Annotated in this window: 19 protein-coding genes; 3 read left to right on the top strand and 16 right to left on the bottom strand. The window is 62.4% G+C overall.

Features of this window, described 5'->3' with window-relative positions; all coding sequences use genetic code 11:
- Window positions 1-23: 23 nt before the first annotated feature.
- Window positions 24-1,670 carry a DNA repair protein RecN gene (gene recN / locus I3253_RS00415; protein WP_197915647.1) on the top strand — a complete coding sequence of 549 codons (1,647 nt, stop codon included), beginning with the start codon at window positions 24-26 and terminating at the stop codon, window positions 1,668-1,670.
- Window positions 1,671-1,781: 111 nt separating this feature from the next.
- Complete coding sequence (locus tag I3253_RS00420; RefSeq protein ID WP_197915648.1) at window positions 1,782-3,470, top strand: chloride channel protein; 1,689 nt, start codon at window positions 1,782-1,784, stop codon at window positions 3,468-3,470.
- A 40-nt stretch (window positions 3,471-3,510) separates the two neighbouring features.
- Here the strand turns inward: I3253_RS00420 and I3253_RS00425 are convergent, their stop codons facing one another.
- The 8 genes from I3253_RS00425 to I3253_RS00460 form a co-directional block, all read right to left on the bottom strand.
- A complete protein-coding gene (locus I3253_RS00425; RefSeq protein ID WP_197915649.1) occupies window positions 3,511-3,855 on the bottom strand; it encodes a DUF427 domain-containing protein in 345 nt (114 codons plus the stop codon).
- 78 nt (window positions 3,856-3,933) lie between these two features.
- Window positions 3,934-5,730 (bottom strand): aminopeptidase P family protein, encoded by a 1,797-nt coding sequence (locus tag I3253_RS00430; RefSeq protein ID WP_197915650.1) that lies wholly within the window; start codon window positions 5,728-5,730, stop codon window positions 3,934-3,936.
- A gap of 125 nt (window positions 5,731-5,855) precedes the next feature.
- Complete coding sequence (cobT, locus tag I3253_RS00435; protein ID WP_197915651.1) at window positions 5,856-7,730, bottom strand: cobaltochelatase subunit CobT; 1,875 nt, start codon at window positions 7,728-7,730, stop codon at window positions 5,856-5,858.
- A gap of 62 nt (window positions 7,731-7,792) precedes the next feature.
- Window positions 7,793-8,035 (bottom strand): hypothetical protein, encoded by a 243-nt coding sequence (locus I3253_RS00440; RefSeq protein ID WP_197915652.1) that lies wholly within the window; start codon window positions 8,033-8,035, stop codon window positions 7,793-7,795.
- Window positions 8,036-8,344: 309 nt separating this feature from the next.
- Complete coding sequence (cobS, locus tag I3253_RS00445; protein ID WP_197915653.1) at window positions 8,345-9,319, bottom strand: cobaltochelatase subunit CobS; 975 nt, start codon at window positions 9,317-9,319, stop codon at window positions 8,345-8,347.
- A 266-nt stretch (window positions 9,320-9,585) separates the two neighbouring features.
- A complete protein-coding gene (locus I3253_RS00450; protein ID WP_197915654.1) occupies window positions 9,586-10,299 on the bottom strand; it encodes a response regulator transcription factor in 714 nt (237 codons plus the stop codon).
- 7 nt (window positions 10,300-10,306) lie between these two features.
- Window positions 10,307-10,510, bottom strand: a complete 204-nt coding sequence (locus I3253_RS00455) for a hypothetical protein (RefSeq protein WP_197915655.1) — start codon at window positions 10,508-10,510, stop codon at window positions 10,307-10,309.
- Window positions 10,511-10,843: 333 nt separating this feature from the next.
- The gene (locus I3253_RS00460) at window positions 10,844-11,467 is read right to left on the bottom strand and encodes a J domain-containing protein (protein WP_197915656.1); all 624 of its coding nucleotides are present in this window, start codon (window positions 11,465-11,467) and stop codon (window positions 10,844-10,846) included.
- Between the two features lie 75 nt (window positions 11,468-11,542).
- Here I3253_RS00460 and I3253_RS00465 point away from each other — a divergent pair, with 75 nt between their 5' ends.
- Window positions 11,543-11,800 carry a BolA family protein gene (locus I3253_RS00465; protein WP_197915657.1) on the top strand — a complete coding sequence of 86 codons (258 nt, stop codon included), beginning with the start codon at window positions 11,543-11,545 and terminating at the stop codon, window positions 11,798-11,800.
- 1 nt (window position 11,801) lies between these two features.
- On the opposite strand, the gene I3253_RS00470 is transcribed toward I3253_RS00465, so the two are convergent.
- The 8 genes from I3253_RS00470 to I3253_RS00505 form a co-directional block, all read right to left on the bottom strand.
- Window positions 11,802-12,326 carry a DUF4177 domain-containing protein gene (locus I3253_RS00470; protein ID WP_197915658.1) on the bottom strand — a complete coding sequence of 175 codons (525 nt, stop codon included), beginning with the start codon at window positions 12,324-12,326 and terminating at the stop codon, window positions 11,802-11,804.
- 42 nt (window positions 12,327-12,368) lie between these two features.
- Window positions 12,369-12,980, bottom strand: a complete 612-nt coding sequence (locus I3253_RS00475) for a class I SAM-dependent methyltransferase (RefSeq protein ID WP_197915659.1) — start codon at window positions 12,978-12,980, stop codon at window positions 12,369-12,371.
- Window positions 12,981-13,038: 58 nt separating this feature from the next.
- Window positions 13,039-13,515 carry a thioesterase family protein gene (locus I3253_RS00480; protein WP_197915660.1) on the bottom strand — a complete coding sequence of 159 codons (477 nt, stop codon included), beginning with the start codon at window positions 13,513-13,515 and terminating at the stop codon, window positions 13,039-13,041.
- 23 nt (window positions 13,516-13,538) lie between these two features.
- A complete protein-coding gene (locus I3253_RS00485; RefSeq protein WP_197915661.1) occupies window positions 13,539-14,192 on the bottom strand; it encodes a sulfotransferase family protein in 654 nt (217 codons plus the stop codon).
- Between the two features lie 99 nt (window positions 14,193-14,291).
- Window positions 14,292-15,803: an Asp-tRNA(Asn)/Glu-tRNA(Gln) amidotransferase subunit GatB gene (gene gatB / locus I3253_RS00490; RefSeq protein ID WP_197915662.1), complete on the bottom strand. Its 1,512-nt coding sequence runs from the start codon at window positions 15,801-15,803 to the stop codon at window positions 14,292-14,294.
- A gap of 73 nt (window positions 15,804-15,876) precedes the next feature.
- Window positions 15,877-17,181 carry a hypothetical protein gene (locus tag I3253_RS00495; protein WP_197915663.1) on the bottom strand — a complete coding sequence of 435 codons (1,305 nt, stop codon included), beginning with the start codon at window positions 17,179-17,181 and terminating at the stop codon, window positions 15,877-15,879.
- A gap of 108 nt (window positions 17,182-17,289) precedes the next feature.
- Window positions 17,290-17,718, bottom strand: a complete 429-nt coding sequence (locus I3253_RS00500) for a hypothetical protein (protein WP_197915664.1) — start codon at window positions 17,716-17,718, stop codon at window positions 17,290-17,292.
- Window positions 17,718-18,458 (bottom strand): SDR family oxidoreductase, encoded by a 741-nt coding sequence (locus I3253_RS00505; protein WP_197915665.1) that lies wholly within the window; start codon window positions 18,456-18,458, stop codon window positions 17,718-17,720. Before I3253_RS00505 ends, I3253_RS00500 begins: the two co-directional genes overlap by 1 nt.
- Window position 18,459 lies beyond the last annotated feature (1 nt).

Raw genomic sequence — 18,459 nt, forward strand, 5'->3', positions numbered from 1 at the left:
TCGCGGTTTGGGGAAGAGCGCGGATGCTGCGCACGCTTGATATCAGGGACATGCTGATCATTGACCGGCTGGAATTGCAGTTCCGGCCGGGGTTGAATGTGCTGACCGGCGAAACTGGCGCCGGCAAATCAATCCTGCTGGATTCGCTGGGTTTCGTTCTGGGCTGGCGGGGGCGGGCCGAACTGGTGCGCAGCGGGGCGGATCAGGGCGAGGTTGTCGCCGTGTTCGATCTGCCCGCCGGACATGCCGCGCACGACATTCTGGACGAGGCGGGATTGCCGGTGGGCGATGAATTGGTTCTGCGCCGGGTCAACAGCCGTGACGGGCGCAAGACCGCCTGGGTGAATGACCGGCGCTGTTCGGGTGAGGTTCTGCGCCTGCTTTCAGAGACCCTAGTCGAGCTGCACGGGCAGCATGATGACCGCGGGTTGTTGAATCCGCGCGGTCACCGGGCAGTCCTGGACAGTTTTGCCGAAACCGGTGCGGAGCGGGCGCAAACCCGGGCGGCATGGGGTGCGATGGCGGCGGCGCGCAAGGCGCTGGCCGAGGCCGAGGCCGCGCTGGATGCAGCACGGGCGGAAGAAGATTTCCTGCGTCATGCGGTGGGTGAACTGGATGCGATGGACCCACAGCCGGGAGAAGAGGCCGAACTGGACAGCCGCCGGCGGATGATGCAGGGCGCGGAAAAATTGCGCGAGACCGTGGCGCGGGCGCATATGGCGTTGGGACTTGAAGGGGCCGAGGGGGCCATGGGCGATGCGCTTCGCTGGCTGGAGAGCGCCGTTGACGGCACCGAGGGGATGCTGAACGGGCCGCTGGCGGCGTTGGAACGATCCCTGAACGAGCTTGGCGAGGCTGTGGACGGAGTGGAGCGATGCCTTGAGGCGTTGGTCTTCAACCCGCATGAGCTGGAAGAAACCGAGGAGCGCTTGTTTGCGTTGCGTGGACTTGCGCGCAAACACGGTGTGACGCCGGATGAGCTGGGCGCATTTGCGGAAGATTTGCGGGCGCGGCTGGCGGCGCTGGATGCCGGAGAAGGCAATATCGCCGGGCTGCGCGCCGCATTGGCCGATGCCGGGAAAGGCTATGACATTGCCGCCGATGCGCTTTGTCAAAGGCGCAGGCAAGCGGCGGGCCGGCTGGACAAGGCGGTGATGGCGGAACTGGCGCCGCTGAAGATGGAGCGCGCTGTTTTCGAAACCCGCCTGAGTGTGGCCGAGCCCGGCCCGGACGGGCGCGACCAGGTGGAATTTGTCGTGGCCACGAATCCCGGTGCACCGGCCGGACCCCTGGCCAGAATCGCTTCGGGCGGGGAATTGAGCCGGTTCCTGTTGGCGCTGAAGGTGTGCCTGACACAGGATGTGGGCGGCCTGACCATGATCTTTGACGAGATCGACAGGGGCGTGGGCGGCGCTACGGCCGATGCCGTAGGGCGCAGGCTGGCGGCTCTGGCAGGGCAAGGCCAGGTGCTGGTCGTGACCCATTCACCGCAGGTGGCGGCGCTGGGGGCGCATCACTGGCGGGTCGAGAAAGCGGTGACTGGCGGGCAGACGCTAAGCCGGGTGGTGCCCTTGTCGGCGGACGATCGGGTGGACGAGATCGCCCGGATGCTTTCGGGCGATACGATCACCAACGAGGCCCGCGCCGCAGCAAAGGCGTTGCTGGGCTAGGGTTGTCTGGCCGGTGTTGATGGTCTGCGTTCAGGGGAACAGGGTTAACGCTTTGCTCGTGCGCGGAATTTCCGCTACAGCTTGAACAAACTCCCAACCAGTCGGGGCGGCATGGCAAAGTCGGTCGGATCTTTCCTGTCAGAAAGCGCGCGTCAGGCGGCCCATACCTGCAAGGGCGGCTGGAATGTGTTGGTGCACAAGGGGCCGAGCCAGTTTCAGTTCTGGCTGATCGCACTGATGATCGGCATCGCGGCGGGATTTGCAGCGCTGGCATTTCGCAAGGGCATCACCTGGTTGCAATCCAGCCTTTATGGCACGGATGACCTGAACCGGCTGCACAGCTTTGCCGAGTCGATGCCCTGGTACATGTTGTTGATCATTCCAACAGTCGGCGGGCTTGCGGTTGGGCTGATCCTGCATCGGTTTACGCCGGATGGCCGGGTGCGGTCAGTGGCCGATGTCATCGAGGGCGCGGCGCTGCACAAGGGTCGGGTTGAGGTGCGCGAGGGTCTGGCTTCGGCGCTGGCGTCGCTGATTACGCTGAGCTCGGGCGGATCCACGGGCCGGGAAGGGCCGGTGGTGCATATCGCCGGAGTGATCGCCAGCTGGGTCAGCAACCGTATCCGCGCCGACGGTATCACCGGGCGCGATCTGTTGGGCTGCGCCGTGGCCGCCGCCGTGTCGGCAAGTTTCAACGCGCCCATCGCCGGGGCCTTGTTCGCGTTGGAGGTGGTTTTGCGCCATTTCGCGGTGCACGCCTTTGCTCCGATTGTGATCGCAAGTGTGGCCGGAACGGTGATCAACCGGCTGGAATTCGGGGACGTGACCGAATTCTATCTGCCCGCGGCATCAGCGTTGGAGTTTTACCAGGAACTGCCTGCCTTTCTGCTGCTTGGGGGGCTGAGCGGGCTTGTCGCGGTGGCCTTGATGTGGACGATCTTTTGGGCCGAGGACATGGCCAACCATGTTCAGGACGGGCTGAGGATGCCGCGATGGCTGAGGCCCGCAGTATCGGGCGCCTTGCTGGGCGTGCTGGCGATATGGTTTCCGCATGTTATCGGCGTGGGATATGAAACAACTTCTGCCGCACTGACGGGGCAGCTTGTGTTGCACGAGGCGATCGTGTTCGCCGTGCTCAAGGTGGTGGCCGTGTCGATCACCATGGCCGGGCGCATGGGCGGCGGCGTGTTTTCGCCCTCTCTGATGCTGGGCGCGCTGACAGGCCTGGCCTTTGGCATGATCGCGACAGCGGTGTTTCCCGACGTGTCGGGTACGGCAACACTTTATGCTCTGGCCGGGACGGGCGCGGTGGCCGCTGCGGTGCTGGGCGCGCCGATTTCCACCACATTGATCGTGTTCGAACTGACCGGAGACTGGCAGACCGGATTGGCGGTGATGGTGTCGGTGTCGATTTCGACCGCGCTGGGATCGCGTCTGGTGGATCGGTCGTTCTTCCTGACTCAGTTGGCGCGACGCAATGTGCATGTGGCTGCCGGCCCGCAGGCCTATTTGCTGAGCATGTTCCGCGTGACGCGGGTGATGCGCGCGTCAGAAGATCCGCGCGCCGCGCCCGAGGACATGTGCTGGGAGATGATCGGCGAGGGAACCTATGTGGACAGCAACGCGACGCTGGAAAGTGCCATGCCGCTGTTGGAGGCGACAGATGTGCCGTTCGTTCCGGTGGTGTTGACGCGCACAGAAGGAGATCCGCCAGAGCTTTTGGGGGCGTTGTTCCACGTGGATGCACTGCGCGCCTACAACCAGGCTCTGGCCGCAACCGCTGCGGAAGAGCACAGCTGATCCGGCCGGACAGCGCCGCCCCGAACAAAGCAGGGTCCGGTCAGACCCGCTCGACCGTCACCAGATCGCTTTTGGAGAACGCAATGTGATCCCTGATGCGCGCGGCATCCTTCAGTGGATTTTCATAGCTCCAGGCCGCATTGGCGATGGTCTGACTTTTCGTCACGATCGAAAAATACGAAGCGTCGCCCTTGTGGGGGCAATGCGTGCTGTGGTCGGAGTTGTCCAGAAAGGCCATGGCAATGTCATCGCGCGGAAAATAGATCACGGGATCATAGTTACCTTCGCACAGTTCCAGGGCATTGGCGCTTTCTCCCAGAACGGCGCCTCCGGCGCGCACGGTCCAGTTGCCCTGCGCCTTTCGGATGGAGATCGGCTTGTTCATCGCTTTCGTCCCTTGGTTCAGGCTGCATGGCAGTATCGGCGGGCCGGGTAACAGCAGCGGATCGCCCGCGCCAGCCCGTCACAACGGCGCGGTGGCGCGATCCAACCACAAACGCGCCGGATTATCCAGCCGTGGTCCGATCAGACGACGACACGTCGCATGGTAATCGTTGATCCAGCTGCGTTCGCCAGCGTCAAGCATGTCGGCGAGGATCAGGCGCCGGTCAATCGGCGCATAGGTGAGCGTGCGGAACCGCAACATGGCGCGGTGGTCGTCGCCACCGGGCAGGGGCGCGGCCTCTTCCACGACGATCAGGTTCTCGATGCGGATGCCAAAGGCGCCGGGCCGATAATAGCCCGGCTCGTTGGACAGGATCATGCCTGGTTCCAACGGTACGTCGCTGACCCGGCTCAGCCGCTGGGGGCCTTCATGCACACACAGATAGGCACCCACGCCATGGCCCAGCCCATGGTCGAAATCCTGCCCCGCCATCCAGAGTGGCACGCGGCCCACGGCCTCGATATGCGCCCCGGCAAGTCCACGCGGCCAACGCAGACGCGACACGGCGATCATGCCTTGCAACACCCGGGTAAAGGCGCGTTTTTCGTCGTCGCCCACATGGCCCACCGGCAGGGTGCGGGTGATGTCCGTGGTGCCGTCGCGATACTGCCCGCCGCTGTCCAGAACAAGCAGGTCGCCGTCTTTCAGGGCACGGTTGCTTTCCTCGGTCACGCGGTAATGCATAATGGCGCCATGCGGGCCGGTCCCGGCGATGGTGTCAAAGCTGATGTCCAGAAGAGCATTGCCGGCACGGCGGCACTCTTCCAGCTTGGTAACGATGTCGATCTCGCTGATACCCGTGTCGGCATGATCGTCAAACCAGGCAAGGAACTGCGCCACCGCCGCGCCGTCGCGCAGATGGGCCTCGGCCATGCCCTGTATTTCGGAGCCGTTCTTGCGGGCCTTGGGCAGGGCGCAGGGTTCGGCACCAAAGACGACAGGAACCCCGGCGGCGTCCAGCGCCTGGCGCACCGCAACCGGCGCGCTGTCCCTGTGCAGCCGGACCGGCCCGGCAAGCCTTGCGAGCCAGGGCAGAAAATCCTGCGGGTCGTGCCGGCGCACGGCCTCGCCCAAATGGTCCTTCAGCCCCTCAAGCTTGGCGGCGGCCATGAACAGATCTACGCTGCCATCGGCCATCAGAACCGCAAAGCCATGGGCCAGAGGATTGCGCGGGATATCGGCACCGCGGATGTTGAGAAGCCAGGCCAGGCTGTCGGGCAAGGTGATCACGGCCGCCGCATGGCCGGCGCGACACAGATCCGCGGCCAGGCGGGATCGCTTTTCATCATGCGACTCGCCCGCGTGAACAAGGGGTTGCACCGATGCCCGAGCCATTGGCGGGCCGGGCTGATCCTCCCAGATCCGGTCTATCAGATTCTCACCGGGCACTAGCGCGATGTCATGATCCGCCAGCGCGGCCTCCAGCTCCTCGATTTGCCCAACAGTGTAGAGCCATGGATCAAAGCCGACAGAACCCTTGCCCAGATGCCCGGCCAGCCACGGCCCCGGCTTTACCTCCGGCCAATCCACCGGCGTGAAACAGTCCGCAACCTGCTCGCGCACCTGTGTGCGGTACCGCCCGTCGACAAATACGCCCGCCTCTGCCGCCAACACCACGCAAAACCCGGCGGAGCCGGTGAACCCGGTCAACCAGGCCAGCCGGTCATCCCGCGGCGCGACATACTCGCCCTGATGCGCATCGGCACGCGGAACCAGATAGCCCTGCAAGCCCGCGTCCGACATGGCGGCGCGCAGTTTCGCCAGCCGCGCCGGGCCCTGCTCCGGCCGCGCCAGAACGGTGAAATCCTGAAACATAGCTTCCCCCTGTTACTTGCGGTCAAGCTAGCGCCCGACCGCCCAAAGGCAAGCCGACACGTCTTCATTTTGCCAAAAATACTCTGGGGGAGTCGCAGCCATGCTGCGGCGGGGGCAACGCCCCCTTACCCGGCGCGGCGAATCCCCATCACCCGTGCACGGGCGCGCGGGTCGCTGTCAAACAGGGCGGCAAGCTGCTCTGTCATGGCACCGGCAAGCTGTTCGACATCGGTGATCGTCACCGCCCGATCGTAATAGCGCGTCACGTCATGCCCGATGCCGATCGCCAGCAATTCAACCTGTTTGCGCTTTTCCACCATGGCGATCACGTCGCGCAGATGCTTTTCCAGGTAATTGGCCGGGTTGACCGACAACGTGGAATCATCCACCGGCGCCCCGTCAGAGATTACCATCAGGATCTTGCGGGCCTCGCGGCGGGCCAGCATCCGGCGGTGGGCCCATTCCAACGCCTCGCCGTCGATGTTTTCCTTGAGCAGCCCCTCTTTCATCATCAGCCCCAGGTTCTGGCGCGACCGGCGCATGGGGGCGTCGGCCTGTTTGTAGATGATGTGGCGCAAATCGTTCAGGCGCCCGGGCTGTTGCGGGCGGCCCTCGTTCAACCATTTCTCGCGGCTTTGCCCGCCTTTCCATGCGCGGGTGGTGAACCCAAGTATCTCCACCTTGACGTTGCACCGTTCCAGCGTGCGCGCCAGAACATCTGCGCAAATGGCGGCAATCGAGATCGGGCGGCCACGCATCGAGCCGGAATTGTCCAACAGCAGCGTCACCACTGTATCGCGAAACTCGGTGTCTTTCTCGACCTTGAAGCTGAGCGGGGTGGTCGGGTTGGCCACCACCCGCGCCAGCCGGCCGGCGTCCAGAATGCCCTCTTCGCGGTCAAATTCCCAGGACCGGTTCTGCTGCGCCTGAAGGCGGCGTTGCAGCTTGTTGGCCAGCCGGCTGACCGCGCCCTTGAGCGGTTCCAGCTGCTGATCCAGATAGGCGCGCAGCCGTTCCAGCTCGACCGGCTCGGCCAGTTCCTCGGCGGCGATTTCCTCGTCATGGGCGGTGTCAAACACGACGTAATCCGGATCGGCCTCCGAGACCGGCGGGGGCGGGGGCGGTTCAAGCGGCGCTTCGCCCTCGGGCATCTCTGCCTCTTCGCCCATTTCCTCTTCGGCCATTTCGTCCATCGAGACCTGCGCCTCGGTCATGTCCTGCTGATCTTCCTGGGACTGCTCGGGATTGGACTCGCTGTCTTCCTGGCTGTCATCCTGGCCGGTGCTGTCGGGATCGTCCTGGTCTTCGGCGTTTTCCTCGGCGTCGTCCTGCTGATCGTCGTCCATTTCATCGGGATCGTCGCCAAGCTGGTCGCCATAGCCCAGATCGTCGATGATCTGGCGGGCAAACCGGGCAAAGCTCTGCTGGTCGGACAATCTGTCTTGCAGGTCGTCCAGATGATCACCGGCGCTTTGCTCGATAAAGCCGCGCCACAGGTTCATCACGTTATCCGCGCCCGAAGGCAGGTCGCGCCCGGTGGCAAGGTGCCGGATCAGGTAGCCCGCCGCGACGGATAGCGGCGCCTCTTCGGATGAGGTGATGTCGCCATAGCCTCGGCTTGTGGCCTCATGCGAAATCTTGACATCGATATTGCTGGCGGTGCCGGGCATGTGGCGCGCGCCCATGGCCTCGCAGCGGGCGGTTTCCATCGCCTCGTACAGATCGCGCGCGATGCCCTGCGGCGGGGCATAGCGGGTGTGGGTGGCGGTGTCGTGATACTTGCGGTGCAGGGCCAGCGCATCCGCCGTGCCGCGCGCCAGAAGCACCTCGTCGCGGCTCATCCGCCGGCTGACCTGAGGCAGGCGCATCGCGTCGCCGGACAAACCGGCGGGATCGACCGAATAGGTGACGCTCAGTTCGGGATCGTCGGCCATGACCTTGGTGGCTTCGGCCAGCGCCTTTTTGAACGGATCGGCGGGATTGTCGGATTTCGTGCTCATGAAAGTGGTATTCCACGGGTGCCCGGCCAAGTGCAAGTCACGATCGAAGCAACAACCGCATGTCAGCCCAGCAACAGGGCCCGGCAGGCTTCGACGTTGCGCGCCGCAAGGGTTTGCGCGCGCCGCTGGATACGTATGTCCGAACCGAACGTGGCCCGTGTAAGCAGCGCGGCCTGGGCCATCTTGGCCTCGACCCGCCAGCTTAGCACTCGGCGTCCCTGATCGGGGGGCATGATGGCATCCAGGATGTCGAGAACCGAAGCGCGTTCACTCTGAATGGTGTCGGCCCTGGCGCCGTCAAACATCCACTGGAACTCCATTTCGGCGGAAAGCCGACCGGCACAGGTTGCGAAAAAACGAACCGGATCTTCCTGGGCGGGGAATTGGCCAGGCGCCGCAGCGCCGAAGGGCGCAAGTACCGCGCTAACCAACAGGGAACCCAAAATTGTTCTTAAATCGCCCATAAGGCAATCATCGGACAGAATTTTCAGCCCAACAAGTGGGCAGTTTGCGAAAACTGTCCCAAGTTGCTCGGATCACGCGGAGAATTCGGCAACGAGCAAAAAAAAGGCCGACCCTGCAAGAGTCGGCCGGTGTTCCAGGCTGGAGCCTTTTTAACCGAGGCTGACGCTGGCCGCGCTTTCGGGCAGTTCCTCGTCAAAGCATCTCTGGTAGAACTCGGCCACGGTCTGGCGCTCCAACTCGTCGCATTTGTTGAGGAAACTGAGGCGGAAGGCATAGCCGACATTGCGGAAAATCTCGGCATTGAGCGCCCAGTTGATCACGGTGCGCGGGCTCATCACGGTGGACAGATCGCCATTCATGAAGGCGGTGCGCGAGAGATCAGCCACTGTGACCATCTGGCTGACGATCTTGCGGCCCTTCTCGGTGTTGTAATGCGGCGCCTTGGACAGGACGATGGCGGTTTCGGCATCGTGGCTGAGATAATTCAGTGTCGCCACCAGAGACCAGCGGTCCATCTGGGCCTGGTTGATCTGTTGGGTGCCGTGATACAGCCCGGTCGTGTCGCCCAGACCTACGGTGTTGGCGGTGGCGAACAGGCGGAAATAGGGGTTGGGCGTAATGACCTCGTTCTGATCCAGCAGGGTCAGCTTGCCGTCATGTTCCAGAACCCGTTGGATCACGAACATCACGTCGGCCCGGCCCGCATCGTATTCGTCGAACACGATGGCGGTGGGGTTGCGCAATGCCCAGGGTAGAATGCCTTCGTGAAATTCCGTCACCTGCTTGCCGTCGCGCAGCTTGATCGCGTCCTTGCCGATCAGGTCGATCCGCGAGATGTGGCTGTCGAGGTTGACGCGCACACAGGGCCAGTTCAGGCGGGCGGCGACCTGTTCGATATGGGTCGATTTGCCGGTGCCGTGATAGCCCTGAATCATCACCCGGCGGTTATGCGCAAAACCAGCCAGGATCGCCAGCGTGGTGTCGGGGTCGAATTTGTAGGTGGGGTCGATCTCGGGGACGCGGTCGGTGCGCTCGTCGAATCCGCGCACCTTCATGTCGGAATCGATGCCAAATACATCCCGAACCAGAATGTCCTCGGTGGGTTTGGCGTTCTCGTTCGTCATCTGAGCATTCCTTCTCGCATCGGCCCTGTCGCTTTCGGCCCAAACTCGCCGGTCCATTTCACCGCGCGTTCGTGCACCATATTGCGCCTGATCACAAGGGCAAGCGCAGATTGAAAGTGGTGTTGCCATCCGGCGCGGTCAGCCGGCGCCGGGCATAATCCAAGCGCGGGTATCAGGGGGGCATGGTCCTGCCATGCAATCCCGGCGGACGCGCGGAAAGGCGACGGACCGGATTCGGACCGGCCCGTCCTGTGTGCGAAGGCCGCCTAGGCCGCCTGTGCCATTTCGGGAGGCATGACAAAGCGGTAGCCCAACCCGTAAAGCGTTTCGATTGCGTCGAAATCCGGATCGACCTTGCGCAACTTCAACCGGATTCGCTTGATCTGGCTGTCGATGCTGCGGTCGGTCACATAGATGTCCTCGCCATAGGCAATGTCCAGAACCTTGGCGCGGCTGAACACAAAATTCGGGCGCTGGGCGATGATCCACAGCACGTTGAATTCCGTCACGGTCATTTGCACTGGTTGGTCATTCCACGTGACCAGGTGGCAATCGCGATCCATGTAAAGCGCGCCGCGTGTGATCGTGGCGCCGTCGCCAGCGGACAGGGGGGCGGCCTCGGGTTTGCGGCGCAGGCAGGCGCGCACCCGTTCCACCAGAACACGCGGAGAGAACGGTTTGTGCACGAAGTCATCGGCCCCCATGCGCAGGCCCATGGCCTCGTCCACGTCGGACACTTCGCCGCTGAGAAACATCACCGGCAGATTCGAGGTTTCCCGGATGCGGCGCAGTACCTCGAACCCGTCCACGCGCGGCATCTGCACATCCAGCAGGGCCATGTCGGGTCTGGACCGCCCGATCGCGCGCAGCGCCAGTTCGGGGTCGGTGTAGGACTGAACCTTGTGGCCCTCGTTTTCCAGCAGAGAGGCGACAGTGGTGAGGATGTTGCGGTCGTCATCGACCAAGAGAAGATGGGCCATGGTGTTGTTACTCCCTTCCAACGGCAGAGATGGCCGCGCCGGTCACGACAAGGCGTGAAACGGCGGCCCGGGCCTGATCAAGCCGCGTGTCGCGATTGGGCCTGGCGGCGGTTTTGTCGCGCAGGCGGGTCAGAATCCCAACCCCGAGATACTGGACAGCCGGCAAGAGCGTGGTAGCGGTGCGGCGCTCGGCCGCCATTTGTTTGATCATGTAAATTTCCCCCAAGGTATCAGTGGCTTGATGCGCCGGATTGCCCGAGGTAGGAGGCTCTGCTTCATGGCCTTGCCCTCGGTTCCTCCCTGATATGGGCGGCAATCGACCTTAATGATTTGGCCGAGTCGTCAGAAAATTGGGAATATTTGCCAAGACAGCGGAGTTCGCGCCGAAAAGTGAGGGGCTTTGCGGGAAATGTGGCGTGGTCGGGGGCGCAGTGGCACGGATCCGCGCCGCGTCAACAAGCGACGGCGCCGTTCAGTCGGGGCGACGGGCAAGGGGAGCCGGGTGGCATCTCCAAACCGATGGCCAGCATGCCGCCCGGGCAGATCACTTGAAGTTGCGGCTGTCCTTGAGTTGATCCCAGGCCCAGACCACTTCTTGCAGCTGTTCTTCCTGGCTGCGGTCGCCACCGTTCATGTCGGGGTGCAGCACCTTGATCAATTTCTTGTAGGCCTTGCGCACGTCGGCCTTGGACCAGGAGTCCTTGGCTTCGAGGATTTCGATGGCGCGGCGTTCGGTCGGGGGTAGGCGGCGCGTGCCGCTGACGCCCTTGCCGGGATTTTGCGTTGCGTTGGCGCCCAGAACCTGATGCGGATCTTCGATGCCCAACCGGGCCCAGGCGCGGGCCTCGGGATCGGTGAATTTCTTGGTCTCGCGCTCCCACACCTTGTCCTTGGACATCTGGGCGTTGATCTCGGCTTCGGTGGTGCCGTCAAAGAAATTCCATTTGAGATTGTACTCGCGCACATGGTCCTTGCAGAACCACTTGTATTCGTCGAGGACATCGGGCGCCCTGGGTGCACGGTACTTGCCCGCCTCTTCGCAGCCGTCATGTTCGCAGACACGGACAGACGTTTCCTGGGCACCGGACATGCCGCGCCGACCGCGGGGGTTATTCTTCTTGGCCGACTTCACGGACATATCAAAACCGAAGGGATCTGGTTTGGGCATGATCTCACCTTTTCGACTCGGAGCGGGGAGTTTAGCCTAACCGCGCGCAGATAGAAGAGGCAGGAGGCAAAAAACATGACCGTGAGACAGGAAATTCATGACCGGCTGACGGCGGCGTTTGCGCCGCGCGCGCTGGACGTGGTGGACGACAGCGAACGCCATCGCGGTCATGCCGGGTATCAGGAAGGCGGCGAGAGCCATTTCAACGTGATGATCCGCGCCGGTGCATTTGAGGGTTTGAGCCGCGTTGCCCGTCATAGGGCCGTGCACAAGGCGCTGGGCGGCGATCTGGTGGCGCGCATTCACGCATTGGCCCTGGATATCGACGGCTAGGTCAGGTGTCCGGTTTGTTTCGGGCGCGTGCGCGCAGAGCCACGGGAATGGTGGTGACGGAGTCGCCTTCTTCCGGGTCGCGCTCGGCAGAGGCGCCGGTCAGGCTGTCTTCGGCCAGGAGCAGCGGGCTTTGGGGCGTGTCCTTTGGCGATACGTCCGGGCCTTCCTTTGGCCTTTCCGCAGGCTGAGGCGCGGGTATGTCAGGTTCGGGCGAGTCCGGTTCGGGCGGCGCCGGAAGCTCTGCCAGCCTGGGCGCTTCCAGTTTGCGGGGGGAAAACTCGGAAAGATCGCCGGCTCTGGGGCGACGGAACACCATGACGCTGCGATAGGTCGTTGTGTTGGAGGTCAAGCCGGCGCGTTCTTCGTTTGGAAGCGTTTCGGCACGCTGAAACTCCCAGCCGTCGGCCGCCAACTGGTTCATGAGGCTTTCCAGCGCATTGGCAAAGCGCCCCTGTGGGGTTTTGACGCCCTTGGCCTTCTGGCCCCTGGCGGGCGCGGGAACAACTTTATACTCGTAATGGGTCATGGGTTTACTGGGTCTGATGAGGCGGCAACTGGGCCGGATTGACTATTTCTTCTTTCGCATGTTCTTGGGCAGCAGGGTCAGGCTCACGGGATAATCCGGGATGTCTGCCGACGGTTTGAACATCGCCCAGGAGGGGAACTTGTCCTGGGGATCGCGCGGCTCTGAAAGGGCGGTGCGCATTACCGGCTGATCCACCAGCAGCGCAAAGGTATTCACGGAATACTGGACCAGCGGCCAGTTCGGATCATAGTCGTGCCCGGCGATCATGCCGCCGACCTTGACCTTGGCGTACCAGTCGAAAATCGTCTTGCCCCGGTTTTCGCCGGTATGGGCATAGCCGTCGATATAGACAAAATCGAAATGCTCGTCGGGGAAGGCATCAAGGGCTTCGTCGAATGTCATGCGCAAAAGCCAATAGGGTTTGCCCATGCCCACGTTTTTCAATGCGGCAATGTATTCGGCTGTATCGTGACGGTCGCCATAGACATCGACGCCGTAGAATTGTGAAAACAGGCCGGTTTGTATCATTCGCTTGGAATACCAGCCGCCGGCCACGCCCAGTTCGATCCCGATCAGACCATCGCGTTCCAGGAATTGCGGCAAGTCCTTGCGTTCCTGCACGATATCGACAATTTCGGCCTTGGGCGGTTTCATGAAATGCAACGTGTCACGAATGTGGGCACGCGGTCCAGTGGGTTCTGCGCGGATGCGCCTATTTGTGGCGGATCGCCATTTGTCGCCCCACACGCGGTGGGCGCGGCAGCGAGCGGTGGGCGGCCATCAGCGTCCTGACCCGCGCGTGAATATCGTCGGGCATGGGGGCCACGTTTGGGCCGGATTGATCGATATGCAGGCCCAACCCTTCGGCGGTGGCCGAGACCCAGCCATCTTCGTGAATCAGTTCCTGATAGAAATGAAAGGAGCGGTCATTGTGATCCAGCAACTGGAAGCTGGCGCGCACGCTGTCGCCCAGGTGAATCTCGCGCAGATAGCAGACATGGGTTTCCGCCGAAAATGTGGTACAGCCGGTGCGTTCGCGATAGCCTGGGCCAAATCCGAGCCGTTCCCAGATTTCATCCACCCCGCGATCGAACAGAACATTGTAATAGGCCATGTTGAGATGGCCGTTATAATCGATCCAGTCTTTCTCTACCGGCATCGGGCCGGAAAGGAAGGGCGTGTCTGTCATCCGTGGACCTTTCCGAGTGATCTTCAGGAGTTCGTGTCTTCGCCACGTGCCTGTCGTTTGCTTGCCGGTACCCCGCGCAAGGCGGCGATGGCGGCACCGGTAATGCTCCAGATGCGGCGCTTGCCCGGTGTATAGCTGCCGCGATTGGCGTGGGGAAAGGGCGCGTCGGGCACCGGTTTTCCAAGGAATTCGCAAACCTCCTGCCAGCCGGAGCCGTCTTCCCAGCAGACTTCCAGCAAATCGCCGGGGCGGTCGCGGAAATATTCGCGCACCTCGGCATAGTGAGAGCGAAAACGGTTCAGGAAGACATCCTCGTAACCCGCAGGGAAACCGATCCCGTAAGTGTAGGTTTGCGACTTGTCCGGCAGGCAGCCAAGATGGTTGACCGCGCTGGCGATCCATCTGGCCTCGTCGCGGGTGGTCAGGATGAATTTCGAACCGGGATAGCGAACGTCCATTGCCTTGTAAAGATTGGGCCAGGGATGATCCTCGAACGCGTCATGCGCGTCCGCCAGTTCATAGGCCGGTGTCAGATCGCCCTGCATCAGGCGTGGTACGATCTCGCTGCCGCCACTTTTGACGGTGTATCCCAGTTCCCAATAGATCTTGCGCAAGGTCTTGGTGCCGGTTTTCTGAAAACCGATGCCGAATACCTTGGGTTCCATCAGATCGGCCATGACTGCGTGTCCTTGTCTGCGTGCCCTATCCAGTTCCGGCTTTTGCGTCTCTGCCAAATTCCCAAGAGCAGACCCCGCGCGGGATATGACATCATCGGCTCACTGGCCCAGCTTTTTCTGAACCAGTTCGTTGACAGCCTTGGGGTTTGCCTTGCCGCCCGTGGATTTCATAACCTGCCCGACGAACCATCCGGCAAGCTTGGGGTTCACCCTGGCTTTTTCAACCTGGGCCGGGTTGTCGGCGATGATCTGGTCAAGGGCGGCTTCGATCGCGCCGGTATCCGTGACCTGCTTCATGCCGCGTTCCTCGACGATCTGCGCGGGCTCACCACCTTCGGTATAGACGATCTCGAACAGATCCTTGGCAATCTTGCCCGAGATGGTCTCGGCCTTGATCAGATCGACGATCCCGCCCAACTGCGCCGGGCTGACCGGGCTGTCGGTGATATCGCGGTCGTCTTTCTTGAGGCGGCCGAACAGTTCGTTGATGACCCAGTTCGCGGCCAGCTTGCCATCGCGGCCCTCGGCAACGGCTTCGAAATAGGCGGCACTTTCGGCTTCGGCGGTCAGCACCGACGCATCATATTCGGTAAGGCCGAAGTCACTGACAAACCGCGCCTTTTTCTGGTCGGGAAGTTCCGGCAGGGTGGCGGCGATATCGTCCACCCAACCCTGTTCGATTTCCAGCGGCAACAGGTCGGGGCAGGGGAAGTAGCGATAATCATGCGCCTCTTCCTTGCTCCGCATCGAACGGGTTTCGTTCTTGTCGGGGTCGTAGAGGCGGGTTTCCTGTTCGACCGCGCCGCCGGCCTCGACGATGGCGATCTGGCGACGGGCCTCGTATTCGATGGCGGCCTGGATAAAGCGCATCGAGTTCATGTTCTTGATCTCGCAGCGCGTGCCCAGGTGGCCGAAATCCTGGGTTTCCATGTATTTTTCATAGGCGTCGGGGCGGCAGACCGATACGTTCACATCCGCGCGCAGGTTGCCGTTCTGCATATTGCCGTCGCAGGTGCCGAGATAGCGCAGAATCTGGCGCATCTTGGTCACATATGCAGCGGCCTCTTCGGGGCCGCGAATGTCGGGGCGGCTGACAATTTCCATCAGCGCCACGCCGGTGCGGTTGAGATCCACAAAGGACATGTTCGGATCCATGTCATGCACGGATTTGCCCGCATCCTGTTCCAGATGGATACGTTCGATCCGCACCTTGCGGGCCACGCCCGGCCCCATATCCACCAGGATTTCGCCTTCGCCCACGATGGGCTCGTAAAGCTGGCTGATCTGGTAGCCTTGCGGCAGGTCGGGATAAAAGTAGTTCTTGCGGTCAAAGGCAGATTTCAGGTGAATTTCCGCCTTGAGGCCCAGCCCGGTGCGCACCGCCTGTTCCACACAGTATTCATTGATCACCGGCAACATGCCCGGCATGGCCGCGTCCACGAAGGCCACGTTGGAATTCGGCTCGGCCCCGAACTGGGTGGAGGCGCCCGAAAACAGCTTGGCGTTCGAGGCAACCTGGGCATGAACCTCCATTCCGATGACCAGTTCCCAGTCATGTTTGGCGCCCGCGATCACCTTGGGCTTGGGGGTTTCATAGGTCAGGTCGAGCATTGCTCCGGCTCCTTGCAACTCTGGCTGGCCTGCGTTCTAGGCCAGCCCGGGTGCAGGGGCAAGAGGCGAGCGCCTATGGGTTGATCTGGGTGATGCCCTCGGGCGTGAAATAGACGGTCTGCCCGGCCTGAAGGCCGGCAAGGAATGGCATCGCGACCGCGTGCAGGGCGATTTCCTTGCCTTTTTGGGCCAGCCTGTCCTTGGAAATGATGCGCGACGTGTTTTCGAAGCCGATTTCGGCATGACCCCAGATCAGCGGGTGGATTTCGCGAAGATGTTCGCGCACGACCCGGTCAAAGCCATGCCGCAGGGCGGGCGGGAGATCCTGGCGAAGGCCGTCTTCGTAATACTGTTCGCGCGATATTTGCCAACTGCGGAACAGGTGTGCCGCCATGAGATTGGCGATGTGCTGATCCTTGACGCGCGTCAGAATGTCGGACACGCCATCCAGGAAATACTCGATTTCCAGCATTTCCAGCCCGGTCGGATCAACCAGCAGAGCATCGAACCACACCCAGGTATACCCTCCGGCGCCCCAGATATCGAAGGTTTGGGCGGCGACCCGGCGGGCTTGCAGATCAAGCTGTTCGAAATCGCCGTACCAGCGCGGCAGCAGATAGTTGCCAAGGGCGCGCATATGGCGCGGGTTGGCAGGATCAAGGGAGATCAGCGATTCGAACTCTTGCGCAAGCAGGGTTGCGGGGTGCGGATTGCCCGGCAAGAGCGCGCAACGCGCGGCCGACAGGGCCGGCGAATGGTGCTTTTTCGGGCAGAACCGTTGCAGTATGTCAGAGGCGCGGTCGAAATGGGCGTGGAATGCCTCGCGATTGATTTCCCGTATGTCGTCCTTGGCAGCGGCGCCGCGCCAGGCCCAGCCGATGTCGATATGCATGTGGGCGACGATCAATGCGAGCGGATAGCTGTCGGGAAAGTCCTCCAGCATGTATTCCAACCCTTCGATGCCGGAAAAGAAATCGGCATCCTTGGCCGGACGGCCGTGCAGAAGCGCGTGCTCGGCGGCGCGCACCACGTCGGACCGGGCGCCAAAGATCATCAGGTCGGCCAGGGGTGTGCCGGCCTTGGTGGTGGCGCGGTTCTGGTCATGTGTGCGGATCAGGTCTTCAAGCTCTTCCCACAGTTCCTGACGGGCCAGGAACAGGCCGCGTTCGCGGGTTGCGTCGCTTTCCATCTGGTCAGGGGTGGATGTGTTGATCGGAATCTGAAGTCGGTCTTGCAGATCGCGGTAGGTTTGAGGGGCTTCCAGGGATGAGTCCTCGGGCGCTTCACGACGCGACAGAGGCAATTTCCGCGTCAGTTTGCGCAGCGCCGGGGCAGAAACGCCCTGCGCAGAATTGGTGTCTGATGAAAAGAGTTTCATAGGGTGGCACTGCTCCGTTTATTGCTGCCACTATGAAATCCGTTTCAGGCCAAAAAAGGGCACCAAGTTGAAATCATGGGGTCAGCCCGGCACGGATTGGCCACGATCTCAGATCACCCGAAAGTGGTGCCGTTCCACCTTGATCCCGCGCGCCTGGAACGCTTCCTCGAGCGTTTTGTGCGCGGGCAGCACATCCTGGGGAAGGCGCAGTTTGCTGCCATCGACAAGCATCACGGTGACACGAACCGAAACGTCCAGGCGGGTATCCAGGCGAACCTGGCGAATCCGGTCAAGCGTCAGCTCGCCGGATTGGGTCGGGCATTTCCAGCGCATCGTGTCGTCTGTCATTTCAAAGGTGGATACCGGATTGAGCAGAAGATCGACAAGCGCCGGAATGGCAAAGAGCGACAGAAATACAAGGATCCATGTCATCGTGCCGATGCTGTACAACCCGCCAAGCAGGGCGGCGGCCAGAGCCAGCGCGCCAAAGGTGCGCAGCGTCCGGCCCTGATTGTGAACGATCAGCGCCTCGGCCATCATCGCCCCCCGGCCACGTCAAGCATGGTGCCCGTCACATAAGAGGCCTCGTCCGAGAGCAGGAACAGAATGGCGCGGGCCACCTCCTGTGCCGATCCGGTGCGCCTTATCGGCACCATATGCGCCATGCGCCGCGCGCGGTCGGGTTCGCCGCCCTTGGCGTGAATATCGGTTTCGATCAGGCCGGGGCGCACACCGTTGACGCGGATATTGTCGGGCGCCACCTCCTCGCCCAGCCCCTTGGTGAAAATGTCGATCGCGGCCTTGGAGGCGGCATAATCGACATATTGGTTGGCCGATCCGATCCGCGCGGCGGCAGAGGAAAGATTGACGATGGCGCCTCCCTGACCCTGAGCCTGCATCCGCAGCACGGTCTCTTTCGCGACCAGCATGGCGCCGATCACGTTCACGTCGAACATGCGGCGCAGCCGATCATGGGTGAGATCCGTGACCCCGGCGGTCTGCCCGACGATGCCGGCATTGTTGACCAGCGCATCGATCCGCCCGAAACGCGCGTCGATCGCGGCGAACATCGCGGAAAGCTCGTCGGGCCGGGCCACATCCGCCGGGCAAAGCAGGGCCTGCGCTCCGGCGGCCTGGCAATCGTCCGCCACGGCGGCGGCGCCGGCGTGATCCGTGCGGTAATTCAGGGCCAGGTCATAGCCACGCTCTGCGGCCAGCCGCGCGGTTGCTGCGCCGATCCCCGCGCTGGCCCCGGTGATCAGACAGATCCTGCGCATC

The sequence above is a fragment of the Thiosulfatihalobacter marinus genome (assembly GCF_016019955.1).
Classification (GTDB): Bacteria; Pseudomonadota; Alphaproteobacteria; order Rhodobacterales; family Rhodobacteraceae; genus Shimia; species Shimia marinus_A.